The organism is Njordella calcicola (assembly GCF_056494125.1).
The window spans coordinates 202,842-225,289 of record NZ_CM151396.1 but is presented as its reverse complement, the minus strand read 5'-3'; the positions used below and the strand labels follow the sequence as shown (position 1 = coordinate 225,289).

The window sequence follows — 22,448 nt, the reverse complement described above, 5'->3', positions numbered from 1 at the left end:
ATGGCAACCAGCGCTGTCTTATTTGAGAATGCTCGTTTGATTGACCCGTCGCAGAATATTGACCGCGCCGGTCGATTACTGATGGTGGACGGAATCATCAAGGCGATTAACCCTACCGACGGCGACTTGCCGACCAACTGCCAGCGACGAGATCTAAAGGGCCTTATACTTGCTCCCGGTTTGATTGACTTGGGAGCCGAACTGGGTGAGCCTGGTCGTGAGGAAGACGAGACGATGGACAGTGGCTTGCGAGCGGCGCTGGCCGGTGGCTTTACAAGCGTCGTGTGTTCGGCCAACACGCTGCCACCGCTGGACACTGCCGCAGGCGTTCAGTTTGTGCAGCAACGCGCGGCGCGCTGCAATCTAGCGCGAGCTTATGTGCTGGGCTGTGTTAGCAAGGCAAGGCGCGGAGAAGAGCTGGCTGAAATCGGATCGTTGTTTGAAGCAGGCGCAATTGGCTTCAGCGACGCACCTGCGCCGATCGAGAACACCGCGTTGCTCAAGCGGGCACTAGAGTACTGCGTGATGTTTGATCGCCCGATCTTGGAGACGCCGGAAGTCGTCAGCCTGTCAGCCTTGGGCGTGATGCACGAAGATCTCACCCAATTGCGTTTAGGGCTGGCACCGTTGCCCGCAGAAGCAGAAGATCTAGCTACTTCGCGAAACTTGCGATTGGTGGAAGCAACCGGCGGCAAGCTGCATCTCAACAGTATCTCGACCGCCGGCAGTGTTGAGATCTGTCGCCGCGTACGAGCTCGAAGCATTGAGTTTACTACCGGTGTCTTCGTTGCCAACACGCATATGCTGGACGAAATGATGGTCAGCTTTGATGCCAGCCTAAAGGTCAATCCGCCGTTGCGTTCAAGATCCCATGTGGAAGAGATCTGCAATGGCTTACAAGACGGTACGATCGACATTATCAGCAGCGGGCATAGACCTTTTTCGCAGGAGAAAAAGATGCTCGAATTGGATGCGGTGCCCTTTGGCATGATCGCGTTAGATACCGCGCTGGCTCAAGTGTCGACGTTCTTGATTGCCAAAGGCGTGTTGGACTGGTCGGATGTGATCCGCAAGATGTCAACCAATCCTGCTCGGCTGATGAACATCCCGGGCGGTACCATGAAAGCAGGCGCGGCCGCGGATCTGGTCGTGATTGATCCAAAGAAAAGCTGGACGTACGAGGTTGCGGAGAGTTTGAGTCGTTCGAGCAACAGCCCGTTCCAAGGCCAGTCGTTTCAAGGTCGCGCAGTTGAGACCATTGTTGGCGGCGAATCAAAGTGGCAGGCATAGCTTTTAAGACGAAATCTCTTCGAGTGAGACCATATCTTAATCCGTTTCCCTGCGTGAATTCAGGGAGACCTCGAATAAGAGTCTAGCGGTCGATGCTCCATTAGATTCGTCGGTCTCTTTCGATTCGTTGGAAATCCAACTGCTGCTTGAACCAAATCGGTTCCTGACACCTTTTCACAAACAGTCATGAAGGGCAGAGTGACTTGCCCCCCAGACTTGTAACTGGCGTTCCGCGGGCTTCAACATTCCGTCACGTTCACCGCCAGTCCACCACGAGAAGTCTCTTTATACTTGCGGCTCATGTCGGCACCGGTCTGACGCATCGTTCGGATCACTTTATCGAGCGACACATGATGCGTCCCATCGCCGCGCAGCGCCAATCGAGCCGCATGGATCGCCTTGACCGCACCCATCGCATTCCGCTCGATGCAGGGAACCTGGACCAATCCACCGATCGGGTCACATGTGAGTCCCAGGTTGTGTTCCATCCCGATCTCGGCAGCGTTTTCGACTTGTGCAACCGAACCGCCGAGTCCTTCGCATAACGCGGCGGCGGCCATCGAACAGGCCACGCCGACTTCACCCTGGCATCCCACCTCGGCTCCCGAGATCGATGCATTGAGTTTGTACAAAATCCCGATCGCTCCAGCGGTCAACAGGAATCGGACAATTGCATCGTCGTCCGTCACGCCACAGTATCGGTTGGCGTAATGCAAGACCGCGGGAATGATCCCCGCCGCTCCATTGGTCGGTGCAGTAACGACTCGTCCGCCCGCTGCGTTCTCTTCGTTGACCGCCAGTGCCCACAAACTGACCCAATCCATCGCGAGCAGCGGATCGGGGGGATGGCTCTCCTGGGGAGAACTTCGCAGCGAAGTCGATTCGCACAATTGGCGATACAACCTCGACGCACGTCGTTCCACTTTCAACCCGCCCGGCAAGATCCCCTCTTGCTGGCATCCGCGATCGACACACGCTTTCATCGCGTTCCAAACCCGAATCAACCCCGCACGAGTCTCCGCCTCCGGACGCCATGCGGCTTCGTTGCGGAGCGTCATCTCGCTGACCGAGATGCCATGTACTTTTGCCATCGCGAGCAAATCGTTGCCACAGCGATACGGATAAGGCCGTTCAATCTGAGAGGCGGTTAAATGATCCTCCTGGGCCACTCGTTGGCTGACAACAAAGCCGCCTCCAATGCTGTAGTAGTCGCTGGTGCGGAGTTCGGTTCCCTGGAGATCGATCGCGGTCAATCGCAAACCATTGGGATGGGCCGGCAGCGATTCTTTTCGCAGATAAAGCAGATCATCTTTCTCGTTCCAATCAATGCGATGTCGACCCAATAAACAGATGGATTGTTCCGACCGGATCGACTCCACTTTTTGGCCGACCAGATCGATTTCAACCGTCTCGGGTGTGTCCCCTTGTAAGCCCAATAAGATCGCGACGTCGGTCCCGTGCCCTTTACCGGTCAGCGCCAGCGATGCGTAAAGACGAACGACGATACGAGAGGTTTGGTCGAGCAATCCGTCGCGAGCGAGTCCTTCACAAAATCGCTTGGCCGCACGCATCGGACCGACCGTGTGCGAACTGCTCGGCCCGATCCCGATGGTGAACAATTCCAAAATGCTGATTTCACTTGACACAATTATCTCCAAAAAAATGTAGCTCGGCTCTAGCTGAAAAAGGTGCTAGCCGAAAAAGGTGTCAGGAACCGAATTGGGGTTTTAGGCCGTTTCTCCTGGGATCGGGGACTTCCGTGGGCGGCCACGAGGACGCAACGTCATCTCCAAGTCACACCGCCTTGCCACGGATTCCACCCAAGTTTCCTCTCCGAACGGACTCCCTCGTTCCTTTGACCATCGCAAACGCTTGAGGTCTTTATCGGATAACGCCATCGTGACAACTCGTACCCAGTCGCGATGCCTAGGAACCGGCCAAACGCTGAGCAACGATTTTTCTATTGCCGCCCCGTGCTTCCAGCGATAGAGACTGCCAAAACGCCAAGCGTCTGGCGAGTCACACAACTCCGCTGTGAACGCATTGCGTTCCACGTAACGGCAAACCGTCAAGAAATGTTCGTCGCTTTGAACGGGAAACGACTTGAACCTACCTTGATAAAGATGCCCCTCTCCGGTGGTTCCGTAATGAACATTGTGGCGCTGTGTGTGCGTCAGCGTCAGCCAATGGGCGAATCGAGACATCTCACCGTCCACTTTTGTGGCGAACGCAAAGATGCCAGTGATTCGGCATCGAGGCAATAACTAAAGAGATCGATCTGAAACCGCTCAACGGCTTCGGTCATCACCCGTTCAAATGCTTCGTAGTCCGCATCCTTCTCAAAGATAGCCATTCGTCGATTCGCTCGATTGAGCATATGATAGACGCAATTCGCTTCATCGGCACGCTTCGGTCGGCCCATCGGACAAGCTCCTGAGGAACATTTCGCACAATTGGAAGTGTACCTGTCGCAAAACAGCTTGACTATATAACCAAATCGGTTCCTGACACCTTTTCCTCAGCCATAACCAAATCGGTTCCTGACACCTTTTCATCAGCAGGAGTGGGTATTTTTTTGGCCACGCTGCGGTCGGAGGCGTTATAATGAGGTCTAGTACGCCAAAATCTGGTAACTTCTGGCGGTAATTCCGTGGAAAGTGGCTAAGTTTCGGACTAGGCTACAGTGGTCGAACTGCCGAAACTAGTCGGCAGTCAGTCACCGTTTTAGACTATTGATATCAACTCAACTTTAAGTTTCTTCGAGCAATATGGCAGATTTTATCGCTCTGGAAGATGCAGCTAAGCTGCTGAACGTATCCCTTGACGAGCTGAAGGACATGCGATCCCGAGGCGAAATTTTCGGGGTGCGCGATGGTACTTCCTGGAAATTCAAGTCCGAAGAAATTGAACGCGTCCGCAGCGAATTGGCGGGCGATGTTTTGGACGATGATCCGGGTGGGTCAAGCATCCTTGTTTCGGAGCGATCTGTTGGTGCAGCAGGCTCGAAGGTCGGCAGCACGCTGGGCGGTAGCTCCGATTCTGACAGCGACCTTCGCTTAGATGGTGACGATGATGACGACGATTCTGACGAGTTGTCATTAGGCAGCGATGTGGCTTTGGTCGCGGATCCTTCCAGTGGTTCGGGCGTCCGGTTGGTCAATCGCAACGCACCGGCTCCTGCTGAAGATGACGACGAAGTACTAGAGTTGCCTGACGACGGCTCCGATTCCGGCAGTTCACTGTTGATTTCCGACCTTAACTTAGAAGGATTGAGCGACGTCGGTGCTTCCTCGACGCCCGGTAGCGGCATTTCGCTAGACGAACGCTCACAGAAGAACGTAATGGACTCCGATGTCCTGTCTGGAATTTCTGCCTCTCGTTCGGCGGCTCCCAGTGACGCGGCCGATTTGATTCGCGGCGATAGTGATCCTGATCTCAGCTTGAGCGATGATGACGAAGGCGATTTGGTTTTGGGCGGCGACAGCGGATTATCGCTGCAGGGCGAAAGCGGTATCAATTTAAACGCGCCCTCTGACAGTGGTATTTCGTTGGAAGACGAACCGCTCGACTTGGCTGGCACGGGCATTAGCGGTCTGGGCTTGGGCAGCGACGAAATGGGCAGTGACCCCAGTGGCAGTGGCGTGGGAGCCGGATCTGGAATCAGCGGCATTGATTTCGCTTCGGCGGAAGACTTTCAACTATCGCCATCGGGCGGTTTCGATGTTGAGGAAGACAGCGGTTCGCAAGTTATCGAACTGGAAGACTCAGCCGATTTTGCGAACGCTGGTGCTGACGGATTTGGTGCAGTAGATGACCAAGCTGGCGGTTTCGACGAAGAGGGAGTGGTTGGATTCGATACGGCCGACCAGGCCCCTGCGGGTGCTTACGCTGCTTCGGTTCCGGACGTCCAATTTGTCGGCTGGCAAGTCGGGATGCTGTTGGGCTGTATCACGATTCTGGGACTGGCAGGCATCCTATTGACGGACATCAGCCGTAACATGTGGGCCGCTGCAGACGGTTCCAACGTGAACATGAACAGTTGGCTTTCAGAAGCCATTCGCAACATGCTGCCGAAATAATTGAATCGACGGTTAGCCTTGTCACAAATTAGTCCGCTGGTTGTTTATCCGACGCCAGCGAATACTCAAAACACCGTCCTGTACCGCTGAACAAAGCTGAAGTCGGCGTCGACATTCTTTCCAAAGGCATTGCAAGAGTGTCTAATTGAGAGGCCTGAATTTTCGTGGCCAAGTGCGGTTTTAGTTGTTAGCAGCCTGTAGAATGTCTGCGGTTACAACACGACCACCGTGCTGTGTGGATAACCGTTTTGCAATTATTGAAAATCTTGTCGAACTTCGTCTAAGCTTCGCGAACTGTTTCGACCAGAATAGACATCCTTAGGCAGCCTTGCCAACTGATCATCTTCTCGATATCTCTAGTGAGTTCGTTTTGAAAAGCGAAAATTCCTTGTCTTACAAAATCCTCGGTTCGCTCGGTGTGGTACTGATTTCTATAGCGATCCTTTCGGGCATCGCTTTCGCGAAATATCGAGCTGTCGCGGCATCGATGGCCGCACCGCCGCCTCCTGAATCGCCGACCGCCGTCACGTTTGCGACCGGCCAGTCCGTCAGTTTCCGCCGTTCTACCACGACTGTGGGTACCATTCGAGCTCCGCAGTCGGTGCAGTTGCAAACCGAGCTGACTGGTGTCATCACGCAAATCCCGATGGTCTCTGGATCGGTGGTCAAAGCAGGCGATCTGCTGGTGCAACTGGACGACAGCATTGAACAAGCTCAGCTCAAAGGCGCATTGGCCGCAGAGCAGATCGCTGAATCGACACTGCGCCGCAATCGAGAAGCAGCTCGACTCAAAGCGATCACGGATCTGGAAGTGGAGCAGTCCGAAGCGGTGCTTGCTCAAGCCAGTGCCGAGATCGAAAGGCTGCGAGCATTGATTGCCAAAAAGACGTTGCGGGCGCCCTTTGACGCTCGCGTGGGCTTATTCAATTGGCACTTGGGACAGTACTTGCCTGAAGGCACGGTGCTCACCTCGCTACAAGGCGTCGAAAACTTCGTCCATGTCGATTTCGCGGTCCCACAACATGTAGCCGATTCCGTCAAGATACATGAAGATGTCAAACTGCTCACTTCAAAAGGCGTTCTCAAGGCCAACATCATTGCGATCGATTCCCAAGCCGATCGAATTACTCGCAGCATTTTGGTGCGTGCCCGACTGGAGAATCCGCCTGAATCGTTGCAGCCCAATGATTCAGCCAAAGTCGTGGCCGAATATGGGGACGCGGTCTCTGCTGTGGCCATTCCTGCGACCGCGGTGCGACGCACCCCTACTGGGTCGCTGGTTTACATGGCCGTGCCAGACCAATCCCAAGCGATTCGCGCTGAAGCCCGTCCGGTCGTGATGTTCTCAGCAACTGGGGACACAGCGATTGTGGCAGAAGGGTTGAACGCAGGCGAAACGGTGGTCGCGGATGGTTCATTCAAAGTTATCGAAGGTGCACTGCTGGTGGACGTTAATGCCGCTGGGCCCGAAGTCGCAGACGCCAGTGCGAGCAGTGCGATGGAGGACGGCTCGCGATGAAATCCTTTACCGACATATTTATCAAGCATCCGGTGCTTGCTGGCGTGGTCAATTTGATTATCGTGCTGGTCGGGATTCGCTGCGCGATGTCTCTGCCAATCCAGCAGTTTCCGAAGCTAGAGAGCACATCGATCACGGTCACGACCGTTTACATTGGTGCCAGCGCTGAGACTGTTCGTGGATTTTTAACAACGCCCATTGAGCGCGCAGTGTCGTCGATCGCAGGCATCGACTACATCGAGTCTTCCAGTACTGCTGGCATCAGTTTGATCACGATTCGATTGAACTTGAATCATGATTCGACAGAAGCGTTAGCGGAAGTCAACGCGAGACTGCAACAGGTCCGCCGCGAATTGCCGGCCGAAGCCGAACCGCCGGTGATTGAGTTGCAACGCGCGGACCGACCGTACGCATCGTTCTATATCAGTTTCACATCCGATCGTTTCAACATCCCATCGTTGACCGATTATCTCAGCCGCAATGTTCAGCCTCAACTTTCGATTCTGCCTGGTGTCCAGCGAATTGGTATCGAAGCGGGGCAAACGCCGGCCATGCGAATTTGGATCTCTCCGCAGCGCCTAAGCGAACTGAACCTCACGCCCGGCGATGTTTTCAACGCTTTGCGGCGCAACAACTTTCTAGCGGCGATTGGTCGAGTGAAAAGCGATACCGTCCAGATCGATCTGTTGACCAACACGGATTTGAGGAATGTCGAAGAATTCAAGGACTTGATTGTTTACCAGTCCGAGGGCGCGATCATCCGATTGGGCGATGTTGCCACTGTCGAATTAGGTTCCGAAGAACCGGTGGCCACGGCGATGTACTTAGGCAAAGAAGCGGTGTATGTCAGCGTATGGCCTTTGCCAGGCAGCAATGAGATTGAAGTTGCCAATCAATTGCGAGCCGCGCTGGAGAAACTACGTCCCAATTTGCCTAGCCATGTCGATATGCAGTTGGCTTATGATGCGACCATGTTCATGCGACAAGCGCTCAGCGAGATCTCCAAGACTTTGCTAGAAACTATTGCAATCGTCGGTGTGGTCGTATTTTTGTTCATGGGTTCGGTGCGCACGGCGATTGTGCCATTGGTTGCGATGCCTGTTTCGCTGATCGGAGCCACGATCATCATGTACTTGATGGGTTTCTCTTTAAACCTTTTGACATTGTTGGCCATTGTGTTGGCGGTCGGGCTAGTCGTCGACGATGCGATTGTTGTGGTAGAGAATGTCCAGCGTCATATATTGGAAGGCAACTCGAAGATTCGTGCCGCGATCATTGGTTCACGAGAATTGGTAGGACCGATCATTGCGATGACGATCACGCTGGCGACAGTTTATGCGCCGATCGGATTCCAGGGTGGTTTGACGGGGATGCTCTTTCGCGAGTTCGCCTTTACGTTGGCGGCTGCGGTGATCGTGTCTGGCATAGTCGCTGTGACTTTGTCGCCAATTATGAGCGCCAAGATGCTGAGTGCTTCGGGCAAAGAAGGATTTTTAACGCGAGCGGTCAATCGTATTTTTGCGACGGTTCAAGAGCGTTATGGAAGATTGCTGACCAAGGTCTTGCCGCTGCGATGGGGCGTTGTGGTAGCTACGCTGCTGGTGGGTGTTGCAGCAGTGCCGCTTTACATGTTTTCAGCCAAAGAGCTTGCGCCAGTGGAAGACCAAGGCGCGATTGCCGTTGCGTTGAGTGCCGCGCCGGATGCCACTTTGAAATCGTCGACGCAGTGGGCGGCTAAACTAGCCAACGACTTTAAAGCGATTCCCGAATCGAGTTACATGTGGGCTCTGATCAACGCCAGCGGCGGCTTTGGTGGCGTGATGACCAGCGATTGGGATCAGCGCAAACGAAGTACGCAAGAAATCTATCCAGAGGTGTTCGGCATAGCATCGCAGAACCCTGGCTTGGAAGCTTTCCCCGTGCTTGTGCCACCGCTGCCAGGAGCCGGTCAGTACGATGTGGAATTGATTATCAAAAGCGACTTGCCGGTTGAGCGACAGTTGGAGATTACTCAGGAGATCGTGCGACGCGGCAACGAAGCCAATATGTTCATGTTCTGCAATACCGATCTCAAACTGGATTTGCCGCTGGCGCGAGTGATCGTGGATCGCGAAAAGCTAGCCGACCTGGGCTTAGACCAAGCGGCCGTTGGGCAGGAGCTGGGCGTGTTGCTGGGAGGCGGCTATGTCAATCGATTCAACTACTTCAATCGCTCCTATCAAGTCATCCCGCAATTGGAAGCTCAAGAGCGACAGTCGACTAGTTCGCTGATGGATTTGATGATTCGCACCCCCAGTGGTGAGTTGATACCGGTTTCTACATTTGCATCGATCATCCCCGAGACAGCTCCACGTTCGTTGCAGCGTTTCCAACAGCAAAGTTCGGTTCGCGTGTTTGCGGGCGTGTTCCCTGGGATAACGAAAGAGCAAGGCCTGACGGTCTTAGAGGATATTGCACGAGACGTGGTGGGAGCATCGGGCCAAGTCGACTACGGAGGGGAATCGCGTCAGATTCGCAATGAAGGTTCGGCATTAACGGTCACGTTGGGCTTTGCGTTATTGCTGATCTATTTGGTGCTGGCAGCCCAGTTTAAATCGTTTCGAGATCCACTGATCGTCTTGTTTGGTTCGGTGCCGTTGGCGATTAGCGGCGCGTTGACATTGACTTGCCTGAACTTAACCACGATCAACATCTATTCGCAAGTTGGCTTGATCACGTTGGTTGGTTTAGTGGCGAAGAACGGGATCTTGATTGTTGAGTTTGCGAATGCTTTGCAGGAGGCTGGAGCAACGAAACTGCGGGCCATCATTGAAGCCTCGCAGACGCGTTTGCGTCCGGTGTTAATGACATCCGTAGCCACCGTGCTGGGGCATTTCCCGCTGGTCTTGGTAACCGGGCCAGGTGCAGAGGCTCGCAACAGCATCGGGATTGTTTTGGTAGCCGGGATGGCGATTGGCACCGTGTTCACTCTGTTCGTGGTCCCTGCCTTGTATTCGCTGATCGCTGCAGACCATCAACATCGCAGCGATGCCTACGAGGAAGATTTCCTTGAAACTCCGGCGAGCCAACAAGAACTTGCATTGGTGTAAATTCTGCTTGGAATGGAAAGCTAGCGGCTTGAGTGGGGCGGGCTTTGCCGGTGGACTTGGTCCATTTCGCGGTTCTCGTTTGCCAGAATCACATGCCGTGGCAGGGCAAGTCGTTTTTTGAATCCAAGTCAATCCGCCGTTGAGTGTTAGCTCACGGTTTCCAAAAGAACCGATGCTAACGCATTCCGGCTAATCGCGCAGACTGAAAAACTGACTTGCCCTGCCAGCGGTGGCCTGAGGCTTTCCTGTTTGGGTCGAGATCGTTAAGCTGATGCTTGGTTTTCGAAGAACGGCCTTCTCAATTGAAGCTTTAAGTTTGCGCGCAGAAAATTCACACCATCCGACAGATCCAAGTCCAGGCTCCGAGCAACCCACCACGACCTGGATCGACGACGATACCTTTCGCAAAGACTACCCCTTTTGGTGGTACGTAACTTTGTTTGGTCCGATCGTCTTGACGGTCATCATCTTAATTGTGGTCTGGCAAATGGCTGGCAGCAACGTGATGTGGCAACTGCTTTCCACGGCATTTGCAACTTTCTTTTTTCTCGGCAAGTTTGTGATATTGGGCAGCAATCTGCGCGAGTTCTTTGAGACCAAGATATTCTTTACTCGAGAGCAGCTTTTTGTGATGGTCCTTTACATGGACCTGATGACCGCTTGTGTTCTGACGTTCCATTTAGGCATGTTGTTCAAGCTCCCTTTTGTTGGCGAGCGGTTGACGGCGATGACGCGGGATGGCCACTTGATTCTCGAATCCAACCCATGGATGAAACGGGTGACATTTTTGGGACTGATTGCATTTGTCACGTTTCCGCTGGCGGCATCTGGCAGCGTGGGTGGCGCAATTTTCGGGCGACTGTTGGGAATGACTCGTTTGGCAACACTGAGCGGGATCGCGATCGGCAGCGTTTTCGGCTGTGGGTTGATGTATTTTGGTAGCGGTTTGATCACCAACTACATCAAAAAAGATAGCCCATGGCTGCTCATTGGCGGCATCGTCTCAATTGCCATCGTGCTGTACATATTGTATCGACGCTACCAGCATGTGAAGTCAAAACGCGACGAGTTGAAGGGTTCGTGATCGCTCGAGCTGTGACCGTTGAGCGGATCGAGCCCAGGACGCTTGCCATCATGTGAAGGGATTCCTTACCCAAGGTCAGCCTATAAGTAGATGATTTTGCAGCTGAACTGATCTTGGACTTTTTCGCAAGAAATGCTAAAGCTTGTCCATCGACCGTTTTAAGAAGGCCAAGCCGTGACCGACCGCTTCCACAATCCAGCACCGACAACCTCGCGACTGCAAGCAATTGCGGTTTGTTTGCTGGCTTGTTTTGCTGCAGGCTGCCAAAATTGGCCGCAATCCCAGCGGGCGATGCAGCAGCAAATTGAAAGCGAACGGTTGTTGAGCGAGTTTCGCGCCCAGAAAAAACGCGCCGACGAGCTTGAAAGTCGCAACCAGCAGCTCAGTCAGCGGCTCAGCGAGAGCGAAAAAATGCTAGCCAGACTCCAGTCGACGTCGCCCAGCAGCAGTCGATTGGCGGCCCGTGAGACCGACGGCAGCTTTGGCGTCCCCAATTCACGGAATCGAGCGATCGATCAGTATTCCTCGGAATTTCAATCTCAAATGTCACCTTCTGCGGGGGCTTCCAGTCGATCCAGCGCCCCCAACGTCGGATTCGGCACTTCGGATCAGCCTACGTGGCGACCGCTTTCCAGGCCGTAAGCGACTTGTTGACCACTTTCGCAGCACACTTCGTCGCGGACAGGGATTTTGCGGTTTTGAATTCCTCCTTTTCCGCTCATAATAGGCAGTTTGGGTCGCTTTGCTGACCCAATCCCGCCTAGGCGACTAAAGTTTACTTGTGCGACGATCTGACAAGGCGACTGTCGATCATCGATTCAGATTTTGGGTCCATTGCCTCGCTTGCAACGCTCGTTAAGGGCATCGTAAACTTCACGGTTGCATCACAACTATCTTCATTCATCACAAAATAAATCCATGACGACTTCTCCTCTCACAGTCCTTCATAAGATCCGACCAACAACCGCGTGGCATCCAAGCCTGATGGCCGCAGTAATGGTCCTGGCAAGTTTTGCCGGTTGTGACCGCGATCCCATGGTCCGCGTCTACGAGGTGGAAGTCCGTAAGCCAAATTCCGAAATGGCTTCCAATGCTTCCGGTGCAGCGTCCTCCAGTTCGTCAGCCCTCGTTGCCAAGCGAATGTTGGGAGCGGTCATTCCAGCGGGTGAGCGATCGATATTCTTGAAGATGACTGGCGATCCGGATGCGTTGCTCGAATTTGCCGACGCTCTTACGCCACTTGCCCAATCGGCCAAACTATCTGGCGGCGGGGACGTAGAAATAGAGTTGCCCGCCGGATGGTCCAAAGGTCCAGGAACGTCGATCGCGGCTTTCACGTTGATCCCACCCGCGATGGACGGTGTAGATGCCCCTATGACAGTGACGGTACTTCCAGGATCAACCGAGCTTGCACAGTGGCAAGACTACACGCAGCAGAACTTAGATCGCTGGCGTGGCCAACTAGGATTATCACCGCGACCGTTGGCAGAAGACCTCAAGGATGCCGTCCAAGCTATCACGACTCCGCATTCGGACTTGCCCGCCTATGTTGTAAACTATCTAGGGCAAAGCAGTGGCAAACCCTCCATGCCACCGTTCGCATCAGGTGCTGGTAGTATGGGTGCTGGAACCGGTGGCGCAGCGCCTGCTTCGCCCCCAATCCCCAAGTCGACGGTTGCTGCAACACCCAACGTGACGGCGGAAGAGACACCAAAGTTGAAGTTCGAATTGCCTGAGGGATGGGTAGACCAAACGGGCCAAGGTTCTTCCATACGTCTTGCCACGCTGCGCACGGGCTCGCAAGCTGACGCGGCCGAAGTCAGTGTCGTCATGGCTGGCGGCGAAGAGAAGACCATCGTCGACCTATGGGCTCAATCTGTACTCGGGCCCGAAGCAGCGACCGAAGGCTTTGTAGACGAAGTGATTTCCAAGGCGACGGCGACTCAGACTACTTCGAAGGTCAGCGGCAAAGTCTATCGCATCCAGCCACCAGAATCACAGACAACTGAAGACTCGCAAGCAATCATCGTGGCCGTTTTCCCCGTTGACGGTAGCGAAGGACAACGCAGCTTGTTTGCAAAGCTCACCGGCTCAACTGCAGTGGTCAACGATAACGCCTCCAAGTTCGAAGCATTTGTTCAATCTCTCAACTGGTAACAAGATATGTCTTCCATTATTAACGAAGCAGCATACGAAGAAAACAATTCGACGCGGGCTTCTAAGAAATCAGTACTTGATTCGGCCGATTCATGGAGCTGGACGGTTATGCGTGCATTGGGCTCGCTGAAGATCACCGTCACCATGTTCGCTTTTGCGATCCTGATTTTGTTTGTTGGCACCTTGGCGCAGGATGAGCAAACACTGGTCGATGTCAAGCGAATCTATTTCAATTCATGGATCGCATTGGTACCGCATCACGTCTTTGCACCGGTAACGATCTTTGGTCCGCACGCGGGTCGCGAGGTCATTATCCCTATGCCTGGAGGTGCGTTGATCGGCTTGGTGTTGTTGGTGAATTTGATTGCCGCCAAACTTACACGTTTCTCTATGCAAGCTCGCGGAGCTCGCATGTATGCGGGCATGGCGTTAGTTGTTTTCGGTTTGGGCGTGACCACCTTTGTCATACTCAACGCGCATGCTTCCAACGGCTTGCAGGGTGAACCTAGCTTTGGATATCCAACCATCTGGTATGGGACGCTAGCGAGTGTCTACCTAACGATCGCTGGGCTAATCGGCTGGTTTTTTGCTCGTCGGCCCAAGACGCGTCTTATGCAAGTTGTCCTCGTAACATCAGTCGTTTCGATGATCGGCTTGGCTGTCTTTTTTGCCTACTATCGTATTCCAGACCCAGGTTTGCGCATCGTTTGGCAATTGTTTAAAAGCTTGATCGCCGGCATCATCGTGCTGATCGGCCTTAACTTGTTGTTCGGCAAGCGCGGCGGGAACGTGCTGATCCATCTGGCAGTTGGACTTTTGATGTTGGGGCAGTTTGTATTTGGTGATCGCCAGCATGAAGAGTTGATCATGCTGCAAGCGGGCGAGACGAACAATCTTGCGGTGACACAGGATGAAGTCGAGTTGGCTTTCATTGAAAAAATCGGCGATAGCAAAGAGAAACACATCGTTGTTGACCAAGACATGCTGCTGCGTGTGGCGGGCAAGCCGCAAGCATTCACCAGCGACTTGCTGCCCTTCGATGTTCGCGTGGACCAGTGGATGCGTAACTCGAAAGTGGGCCGCATCGATGCCACCGTGACGGACAACCCTGCGACTGAAGGTCTGGGTACATCGCTGGTTGCTCGCGAAGTCGCGCCGGCTGGTGGAGCCATGCGGGGCACCAATATTGCTTCGGCCTATGTGAGCTTGATCGACAAAGCGACTAAAGAAGTTCTTGGAACGTGGTTGGTCTCACAAGACATCAACGACGCTGCGCAGTTGTACTTTAAGACGGAGAAGGACTTGCTGGATACGGTCCAACACGACGGCAAGACCTATGAGATTGGCCTGCGATTCCGCCGCAACTACAAACCTTACGATATCACACTGGAGAAGGTCCAGCAGATCAACTACAGCGGCACCAACACACCTCGCGATTACTCCAGTTTCGTCCGGATTCAAAATCGCGAAACGAGCATTACGCAGGAAGGACGCATCTGGATGAACAATCCAATGCGATTTGATGGTGAGACATTCTATCAGAGCGAGTTTATCTCGGCTGAGAAAGTGGGGGTCGATACGACAGGCTTGCAAGTCGTAACCAACGCGGGCTGGCTCATGCCTTATCTGGCTTGTGTGTTTGCAGGCTTGGGAATGATGGTGCACTTTGGAAATACGTTTGTTCGCTTTGCAGGTCGGTTTGACCGCGAGGTGGATAGCGTTCACCGATCGGGTACTGCGTCCGGATCTGCCACTGAAAGCAGTTCGATCGCGCCGGCTAAATCGAAGCATGTGAAGCAAAAAGCGAAACAGGAAGCGTTGGCGACGGAAGCCCAATCCACAACCAAGGGCGCTCGACGATGGATTGTTCCGCTTGTGGTGGTAACGCTCGTCTCGGTTGGCCTGCTCAGCAGTGCCATGCCGCGAGCAGCCAAGGATGGAGCAACCGACTGGTACCGCGTGGGCCAAATCCCCGCCCAAGACCAAGGACGTATTATGCCGCTGGATTCGGTGGCACGTCGATTCGTCCAGACTCTGTCCGGCGCAAGCTATACGATCGTTCGCGGCAATCCAGAGGCATCGGCCGCTCAAGAGAAAGTGGATCGTAAGTTAACTGCGGTCGAGTTTCTGTTTGCTCTAGCCAACGGCAACCCCATCGCCAACGATGCCAAGATCTTCCGCATCGATGCTGAAGAGCTGCGTAACCTGCTGGACCTCAATCCAGTGGAGAGCGGCGGATCATTGTCGGGTACCCGAGCCATGTTATTCGGGCAATCGCTGAAGCATCGCTACAGCTTGAATCAATTGCGACCTCGCATTGAACGGTTCTTTGAGGAAAGCGATCGCGTCATCGAATTGATGCGGCCGACTAACATGGGCGGTCAAGGATTGGAGTCGACGCAACTCAGTTTTGCTGACCGCAAGATCTTGGAACTGCGAAACAAGCTGAACGTCTTTTTGAGCACTCGCGATGCATTCGGCGCAACTCCGATTCCGCTGCCACGGCCTGGCGATGCTGACCAGGACATGGCAAAGCTAGCCGCTCAGTTCCAGCAACTGCAGCGCCAGATGCAACAGCTTGAAACTGGCAATATGGCCGGGATAGTACCTCCCGTTTTGAACGCTGAAGAGTTTGCAAAGGCCGATGAAAAAGATAAGCGATGGCGTCCTTTGAACCCAGCGGTTTTTGATATGCAAAGGCAGTCGTTAGTTGACGTCGGCTATGACGATACCGCGACCAAGTCCGTCTACAACGTGTTCTACAAGCAAGACCAAGGTTCGGTGAAAGAGTTTCACGACGCGGTGGAAAGTCATCTGAAATATGTCGCAGGGACACCTGTCGGCCAAACGATCGGCAACCGTGCAAACTTTGAAGCTTGGTATAACAAGTTCAATCCATTTACGCAGTCCATTGCGTACTACACCATCGCGTTTGTTTTGACGTTGTTAAGCTTTATTTTCCTGCGACAGTCGCTTCGACAAGCCGCATTTTGGATCTGCGTCGTGGTGTTTGTACTACACACCGTCGCATTGGTAACGCGTGTTTACATTTCGCAGCGACCGCCTGTCATCAACCTGTATTCGTCCGCAGTTTACATCGGTTGGGCAGCGGTTTTATCCGGTATCGTCATTGAGAAACTTTATCCGATTCGACTGGGTCTGCTGGTTGGCAGTTCGATGGGCATTTTGACATTGCTGGTCGCTTGGGGGTTAGACACCAGCGACACGATGCCGGTGTTGCAAGCCGTCTTGGATACTCAGTTTTGGTTAACGACTCACGTGCAATGCATTACGCTGGGCTACGCAGCCACTTTCTTTGCTGGCTTCATTGGTATCTACGCGCTGATCCACCGCATCGTCGCGACTAGGATGTCGACAAGTAATCCGAAGAGGGCCGTGTTGTTTGCCGAACAGAAGATTTTATACAAGCTATGCTACGGGATCGTTTGCTTTGGCTTGTTTTTCAGCTTCATCGGCACCGTGCTTGGCGGATTGTGGGCCGATGACTCGTGGGGGCGTTTCTGGGGGTGGGATCCGAAGGAGAACGGCGCTTTGATGATTGTGCTCTGGAATGCGATCTTACTGCATGCCCGCTGGGACAAACTGGTGCTTGAACGCGGATTTTACTTGCTGTCCATTGGTGGCAACATCATGACCGCCTGGAGTTGGTTTGGCACCAATCAGCTTGGGATAGGTTTGCACAGCTATGGCTTTACCGAAAGTGTGCTGTTTATCCTGACCATCTTTGTCATTTCTCAGATCGCGATCATCGTTGCTGGGCTTGCCTTATTAAGGCGAGAACCATCAGCGATTGCCTAAAGAACGATGCTGGCTAAGCTACTGTAATTCGATTTTGGCGCAGCGGTCGATTTTCCGCTGCGTCGATCGACTGTAGTTCAAACTGTATTGCCTTGCATCACTTCGCTTTCGAATCCAAACTCCGCAGACTTGACATTCTATGGCCACCATTGAGATCAAAAATCTGCGGAAGACCTATCGCGTCTTTCAGAAGCGAGAGGGATTGCTGGATTCGATTCGAACGTTGTTTAAACGCGATTACAAGACGGTAGAAGCGGTTCGCGACGTATCGTTAAGCGTTGAACAAGGCGAGTTCGTTGCTTTCTTAGGCCCAAATGGTGCTGGCAAGACAACCACACTGAAGCTGCTCAGCGGTGTCATTTATCCAACCAGTGGTTCTGCGACCGTCATGGGCTATGTTCCATGGCAGCGAAAGCTTGACTACCGACGCCGGTTCGCACTGGTCATGGGCCAGAAGAACCAACTGTGGTGGGACCTGCCAGCTCAAGAATCCTTTCGGCTGCATCAGCACATATATCGTATCGACCCCAAGCAGTTTGATTTCACGATCGCGGAACTAACTGATCTGCTGGGAACCAAAGCATTGATGCAACGGCCGGTGCGTGAACTGTCGCTCGGAGAACGCATGAAGATGGAGCTGACGGCAGCCCTGCTCCACTCCCCAGAAGTGCTGTTCTTGGACGAGCCAACGATCGGCCTGGATGTGGTGGCGCAGCATAACATCCAACAATTCCTGAAGTATTATCAAGAGAAACGTAAGATCACGATCCTGCTGACTAGCCATTACATGAAAGACATTGCTGCTTTATGCAAACGCGTGGTGGTGATTGCCGATGGTACGATTCAATATGATGGTTCGCTGGCAGGCGTGATTGAAAGCTTCAGCAGTTCCAAATTGATCACAGTCCAAATCCCCGATGCGCGGGATGAAGTATCCTTGCGAGCCTTTGGCAATATCGAATCGATCGAGTTGCCGAGAGTCACATTTCGAATTCCCAAAAGCGAAGTAGCAAGTCGGCTAGCCGAGATTTTGTCGACTTACGCAGTGGCGGACGTAGCTGTGGAAGATCCACCTCTGGAAGAAGTCATCGCCAATCTATTCAACAAGGTTGGAAGTGTATGACGGCTGTAGCAAGTGAGCAAATGACATGGGGTGAAAAGTGGCAAACCTCGTTAGTCATCTTAAAGATTGCCTTGCAAGAGCGACTAGTATATCGCGGTGATTTTGCCATCGGCACGCTCATGCGTTTCCTGCCCATCATCACTCAAATTTTTTTATGGTGGGCAATCTTCGAAAGCTTGAATCCAAGCAATCCCGGCGAAGCCTCGATCGGCGGGTATAATTTTGCCAATATGGTTGCTTATTACTTGCTTACCATGCTTGGGAGAGCATTTTCGAGCATGCCTGGTTTGGCAACACAAATTGCGCGGCAAATCCGAGAAGGCGACATCAAGAAGTTTCTTGTACAACCTATCGACATGATCAACTTCATGTTCCTTTCGCGCGTGGCTCACAAGATCGCATATTACACCATTGCGACAGTTCCTTTCGCCATTGTTTTCTACCTTTGCCGTGGTTACTTCACGACAGGATTCCCGGATGCTTGGACGTTTACTGCGTTTTTAATATCGCTCGCCTTTGCTTTTATCTTGGGCTTTTATCTCGAAGCATGGATTGGGCTGGTTGGCTTTTGGTTTCTAGAAGTTTCTTCTTTGCTTTTTGTCTACATGCTCCTGTCGTTCTTTCTGTCGGGGCACATGTTTCCCATCGATATCATTCCGCAACCTTGGCAGTCCATCATTGCTTATCTGCCGTTTAAATATCTGGCATACTTTCCCGCCGCGGTCTACCTGCAAAAGATCCAAGGCTGGGAGCTAGTATTTGAGATGGGCATGCTGGTCGGCTGGACGATCTTTTTTTACATTTTAACACGAGTCAGCTACAGTCGCGGATTAAAGCAATACAGCGGCTACGGCGGTTGATACTTCACGTTCTGGTCAGGAGTTTTATAGATGCAATTAAGCGAGATCATGATTTGTTCGGCCAAGCAAGCATTGGCTTACACGGAGAAACTGTTGGTTGGACTGCCCAGAGATCGGTTTGCGCGATTTGCATGCCCTGCAACGGTGCCGATTGAATCAAACCACCCTTCGTTCATCTTAGGTCACCTCAGCCTATACGGTCCCAAGATTTTGTCCGACGTAGGCATTGCTGATCACAGTATTTTGATACCTGAGAGTTTCACAGCGGTCTATTCGAAAGAATGCAAGTGCGTTGATGACCCAGATGGAACCATTTATCCTCCGATGGAACAAGTCGTAGAAACGTACTTTGAATCGTATCGTATTACCCTCGATCGCATCAAAGCAGTTCCTGACTCAGTTTATGACCAGCCGAATTTGAACACGGCAGCGCTCAGTCGTTTCCCGACGATTGGCTCGATGCACGCATTGTATCTCAGCGGTCACTTAATGCTACATTTAGGTCAGTTAAGTGCTTGGCGTCGCGCTTCAGGTTTACCGGCTGCTTAAGAGTTGTATCTATGGCCGCACGCCCATCTTACCTTCGAGTCTGGCTGGAGTTCGCGAGAAATTCTCTGATCCGGGAACTCAGCTTCCGAACCAACTTCGTGCTGGATGTCGTGTCCAGTGTTGGCTGGACGGCGATGAACATCGGATTCTACTTGATCGTGTTCCATCATGCCGAAAGCATCGGCAGCGCATCTGGCTGGGGGAAGCACGAGTTCTTTGTGTTTCTGGGCACTACTTGGATTGTCAATTCCATCGTGCAGACGTTCTTCATGCCGAATGCGGAAGAATTCAGCGAGTTGATACGTACTGGTGGATTAGATTTCGCGATGCTCAAGCCGATTGACACCCAGTTCTTGATATCCTTTCGCAAGATCGACTGGTCAGCGTTAGCGAACTTGGTGGTGGGCGCTGGAATTGGTGGCTACGGTTTGCTGCACCTTGTTCACCGGCAATCGCCACCATGGACCATCGATTGGTACACTCTGCCGTTGTACGTGCTGTATATCGGTTGTGGGGTCACTATTTTATATTCGTTGATGACCTCGCTGGCGGCGACCAGTATTTGGCTTGGGCGAAACCAAAGCTTGTACGATTTCTGGTTCTATATCACAAATTTCTCGCGTTATCCGATGGAAATTTATAATCGCGGCTGGGGTGTACCGTTATATTACATCTTCACATTTATGTTGCCAGTCTTGGTCGTGGTGAACGTTCCCGCCCGGATCCTTGCGAAACCGATTGTGCCTGAAACAAACTTTGACTGGTGGCTAGCCGCATTCACCTTAATTGCCGCAGTTGCTAGCTATACGGCAAGTCGCTGGGTATTCACCAAGGCCCTGCTCAGTTACCGCAGTGCTTCCAGTTAGAGCCGCAAACAACCACTTCTGAGTCAGAAAACTCGCCGCTTTATTGGAGCCTTCCGATTCGTTCCGAACACATGTCCAACAGCTCTAAGTCTGCATTTCTCAAATACCTCGAAAAAGTCCGCCTGCGTCGTCGTGAAGGAAAAGTAACGCCGATCCATTCCCATGGACACCAGGATGTCGAAGCAAAGAAAACCGAACGAGCACGTTCGTTCAACAATCTGTTCTGGAGCTTTCTGGGCCTACTGCGCGAACAACGCCACAAGGTCATCATCGGCATCGTCCTGATGATCTTCGGCACCATGCTGGCTCTCATACCGCCACTGGGAACGAAGCTGGCAATAGATTGTGTTTTGACCGATCCGCCGCAACCGCTGCCATTTGGGCTAGCGCAAGTGGCCAGCGACTGGTCGCGGATGGAGATTCTGATTGCTATCGCTGTGTGCGTGGTCGTGATCACACTTTCGCGGACCGTCGTCCATTTAGTTGGACGCTGGCTATCCACGCAAGCGGTCAATCAATTGTCGGCATCGATTCGCCGGCGAGTGTTTGAACACGCGTTGGATCTCCCCTTACATAATATCTACAAGATTAAAAGTGGCGGCATCACGAGCCTGCTACGAGAAGACGCGGGCGGCATTTCAGACTTGGTCTTCAGTATGCTGTTCAATCCTTTGCAAGCCATCGTGCAACTGCTTGGTAGTATGGTTGTGTTGGTGCTGGTCGATTGGCGACTTTTGGTTTCCGCTTTCCTTATCCTGCCGGCTGTCTATTTCTCGCATCGCACGTGGATTCAAGCTATCCGTCCGCTTTATCGCGATGTACGCAGCCAACGCCAAACCGTAGACGCCAGTGCAACAGAAACCTTCAGCGGCATCCGCGTCGTACGCACCTTTGCAAGACAGAAGAGCGAGGCAAGTCGGTTTGTTCACGGAAACCATTTGCTGGTACGACAGCAACTCATGGTCTGGGTCCGCACTCGGCTGGTTGAGGTCGTATGGGAAGTCCTGATTCCACTATCTTCGACACTACTGTTGATATACGGGGGCTATCAGATTTTGCAAGGCGAGCTCACGCTGGGGGACCTGATGATGTTCTTGGTTTACCTGACGATGCTGCTAGGGCCTATCGCAACCTTGGCGGGCAGCGCCGTGACATTTCAAAACAACCTTGCGGGACTTGACCGCGTCATGGACCTGCTGGAGATGAACCCCGAAATGCAGGACACCCCCAACGCACAAGTCATCTCCAAACAAGCTGTGTGTGGCGATGTCGATGTCGTAAATCTCAGCTTTCGTTACCCTGAGAATGATGACTATGTTCTGCAAGATATCAACTTTCATGCTAGCGCTGGACAAACCATCGCGTTAGTTGGCCGCAGTGGCGCTGGCAAGACTACGCTGTGCAATCTGATTGCTAGGTTCTACGACCCGACCAATGGTGGCATTCATCTGGACGGTCGTGACCTTCGTGATATCCAATTGCACAGCTATCGAAGAATTCTAGGCGTGGTGGAACAGGATGTTTTCTTGTTTGACGGTTCTATCGCGGAAAATATCGCTTACGGAAGACGCCATGCGTCGCAAGCAGAGATCGAAAACGCTGCGCTGGCTGCGGCAGCGCATGAGTTTATCCTGGAAACTCCACATGGGTACGACACCATCATCGGCGAGCGAGGAGTCAAGCTGTCCGGTGGCCAGCGACAACGTATTGCAATCGCTCGAGCCATCTTGGCTGACCCGCGCATCCTGATTCTGGACGAAGCGACCAGCAACCTGGACAGCGAAAGCGAGCAACTGATCCAGAAGAGCTTGGCCAATTTGCTGCAAGGGCGAACTGCTTTTGTCATTGCCCACCGGCTAAGCACCATCATGCACGCCGATCTAATCTTAGTCATGGAACATGGACGGATTGTAGAACAAGGCACTCACGACGAATTGCTGTCGATTGACCACGGTAAGTACCGCAAGATGATCGCCCTGCAAACCGAACAGACGATATCGATCGTCGATTAGA

16 protein-coding genes are annotated in these 22,448 nt (G+C 52.8%); 13 read left to right on the top strand and 3 right to left on the bottom strand.

Annotated elements, in window-relative coordinates:
• The gene (locus SH302x_RS00805) at positions 1-1,290 is read left to right on the top strand and encodes a dihydroorotase (RefSeq protein WP_479366621.1); all 1,290 of its coding nucleotides are present in this window, start codon (positions 1-3) and stop codon (positions 1,288-1,290) included.
• Between the two features lie 239 nt (positions 1,291-1,529).
• On the opposite strand, the gene SH302x_RS00800 is transcribed toward SH302x_RS00805, so the two are convergent.
• From SH302x_RS00800 to SH302x_RS00790, 3 genes are all read right to left on the bottom strand, one after another.
• Positions 1,530-2,936, bottom strand: coding sequence for an L-serine ammonia-lyase (locus SH302x_RS00800; RefSeq protein ID WP_479366620.1), 1,407 nt, complete (start codon positions 2,934-2,936; stop codon positions 1,530-1,532).
• A gap of 81 nt (positions 2,937-3,017) precedes the next feature.
• On the bottom strand, positions 3,018-3,494 hold the full coding sequence (locus tag SH302x_RS00795; protein WP_479366619.1) for a transposase: 477 nt from the start codon (positions 3,492-3,494) through the stop codon (positions 3,018-3,020).
• The gene (locus SH302x_RS00790) at positions 3,470-3,712 is read right to left on the bottom strand and encodes a transposase (RefSeq protein WP_479366618.1); all 243 of its coding nucleotides are present in this window, start codon (positions 3,710-3,712) and stop codon (positions 3,470-3,472) included. The genes SH302x_RS00795 and SH302x_RS00790 overlap by 25 nt, the downstream gene beginning before the upstream one ends.
• Before the next feature lie 346 nt (positions 3,713-4,058).
• Here SH302x_RS00790 and SH302x_RS00785 point away from each other — a divergent pair, with 346 nt between their 5' ends.
• The 12 genes from SH302x_RS00785 (at position 4,059) to SH302x_RS00730 (ending at position 22,447) form a co-directional block, all read left to right on the top strand.
• Positions 4,059-5,369, top strand: coding sequence for a helix-turn-helix domain-containing protein (locus tag SH302x_RS00785; protein WP_479366617.1), 1,311 nt, complete (start codon positions 4,059-4,061; stop codon positions 5,367-5,369).
• A gap of 388 nt (positions 5,370-5,757) precedes the next feature.
• Entirely contained in the window at positions 5,758-6,888 is a 1,131-nt protein-coding gene (locus SH302x_RS00780; protein ID WP_479366615.1) for an efflux RND transporter periplasmic adaptor subunit, read from the top strand.
• Entirely contained in the window at positions 6,885-9,977 is a 3,093-nt protein-coding gene (locus tag SH302x_RS00775) for an efflux RND transporter permease subunit (RefSeq protein ID WP_479366614.1), read from the top strand. Before SH302x_RS00780 ends, SH302x_RS00775 begins: the two co-directional genes overlap by 4 nt.
• 316 nt (positions 9,978-10,293) lie before the next feature.
• Positions 10,294-11,061, top strand: coding sequence for a small multi-drug export protein (locus SH302x_RS00770; protein ID WP_479366613.1), 768 nt, complete (start codon positions 10,294-10,296; stop codon positions 11,059-11,061).
• Between the two features lie 174 nt (positions 11,062-11,235).
• On the top strand, positions 11,236-11,703 hold the full coding sequence (locus SH302x_RS00765; RefSeq protein ID WP_479366612.1) for a hypothetical protein: 468 nt from the start codon (positions 11,236-11,238) through the stop codon (positions 11,701-11,703).
• A 276-nt stretch (positions 11,704-11,979) separates the two neighbouring features.
• On the top strand, positions 11,980-13,218 hold the full coding sequence (locus tag SH302x_RS00760) for a hypothetical protein (RefSeq protein ID WP_479366611.1): 1,239 nt from the start codon (positions 11,980-11,982) through the stop codon (positions 13,216-13,218).
• A 6-nt stretch (positions 13,219-13,224) separates the two neighbouring features.
• Positions 13,225-17,037, top strand: coding sequence for a cytochrome c biogenesis protein (locus tag SH302x_RS00755; RefSeq protein ID WP_479366610.1), 3,813 nt, complete (start codon positions 13,225-13,227; stop codon positions 17,035-17,037).
• Between the two features lie 139 nt (positions 17,038-17,176).
• The gene (locus SH302x_RS00750; RefSeq protein WP_479366608.1) at positions 17,177-18,160 is read left to right on the top strand and encodes an ABC transporter ATP-binding protein; all 984 of its coding nucleotides are present in this window, start codon (positions 17,177-17,179) and stop codon (positions 18,158-18,160) included.
• Complete coding sequence (locus tag SH302x_RS00745) at positions 18,157-19,020, top strand: ABC transporter permease (protein ID WP_479366606.1); 864 nt, start codon at positions 18,157-18,159, stop codon at positions 19,018-19,020. Before SH302x_RS00750 ends, SH302x_RS00745 begins: the two co-directional genes overlap by 4 nt.
• 30 nt (positions 19,021-19,050) lie before the next feature.
• Complete coding sequence (locus tag SH302x_RS00740; protein ID WP_479366605.1) at positions 19,051-19,569, top strand: DinB family protein; 519 nt, start codon at positions 19,051-19,053, stop codon at positions 19,567-19,569.
• An 11-nt stretch (positions 19,570-19,580) separates the two neighbouring features.
• The gene (locus SH302x_RS00735; protein ID WP_479366604.1) at positions 19,581-20,435 is read left to right on the top strand and encodes an ABC transporter permease; all 855 of its coding nucleotides are present in this window, start codon (positions 19,581-19,583) and stop codon (positions 20,433-20,435) included.
• 71 nt (positions 20,436-20,506) lie between these two features.
• Complete coding sequence (locus SH302x_RS00730) at positions 20,507-22,447, top strand: ABC transporter ATP-binding protein (protein WP_479366603.1); 1,941 nt, start codon at positions 20,507-20,509, stop codon at positions 22,445-22,447.
• The last annotated feature ends 1 nt before the right edge of the window (position 22,448 follow it).

Coding starts and splice junctions, on each gene's coding strand:
- SH302x_RS00805 (WP_479366621.1), top strand. CDS start 1: ATGGCAACCAGCGCTGTCTTATTTGAGAATGCTCGTTTGATTGACCCG.
- SH302x_RS00795 (WP_479366619.1), bottom strand. CDS start 3,494: ATGTCTCGATTCGCCCATTGGCTGACGCTGACGCACACACAGCGCCAC.
- SH302x_RS00790 (WP_479366618.1), bottom strand. CDS start 3,712: ATGGGCCGACCGAAGCGTGCCGATGAAGCGAATTGCGTCTATCATATG.
- SH302x_RS00785 (WP_479366617.1), top strand. CDS start 4,059: ATGGCAGATTTTATCGCTCTGGAAGATGCAGCTAAGCTGCTGAACGTA.
- SH302x_RS00775 (WP_479366614.1), top strand. CDS start 6,885: ATGAAATCCTTTACCGACATATTTATCAAGCATCCGGTGCTTGCTGGC.
- SH302x_RS00760 (WP_479366611.1), top strand. CDS start 11,980: ATGACGACTTCTCCTCTCACAGTCCTTCATAAGATCCGACCAACAACC.
- SH302x_RS00755 (WP_479366610.1), top strand. CDS start 13,225: ATGTCTTCCATTATTAACGAAGCAGCATACGAAGAAAACAATTCGACG.
- SH302x_RS00750 (WP_479366608.1), top strand. CDS start 17,177: ATGGCCACCATTGAGATCAAAAATCTGCGGAAGACCTATCGCGTCTTT.
- SH302x_RS00745 (WP_479366606.1), top strand. CDS start 18,157: ATGACGGCTGTAGCAAGTGAGCAAATGACATGGGGTGAAAAGTGGCAA.
- SH302x_RS00740 (WP_479366605.1), top strand. CDS start 19,051: ATGCAATTAAGCGAGATCATGATTTGTTCGGCCAAGCAAGCATTGGCT.
- SH302x_RS00735 (WP_479366604.1), top strand. CDS start 19,581: ATGGCCGCACGCCCATCTTACCTTCGAGTCTGGCTGGAGTTCGCGAGA.
- SH302x_RS00730 (WP_479366603.1), top strand. CDS start 20,507: ATGTCCAACAGCTCTAAGTCTGCATTTCTCAAATACCTCGAAAAAGTC.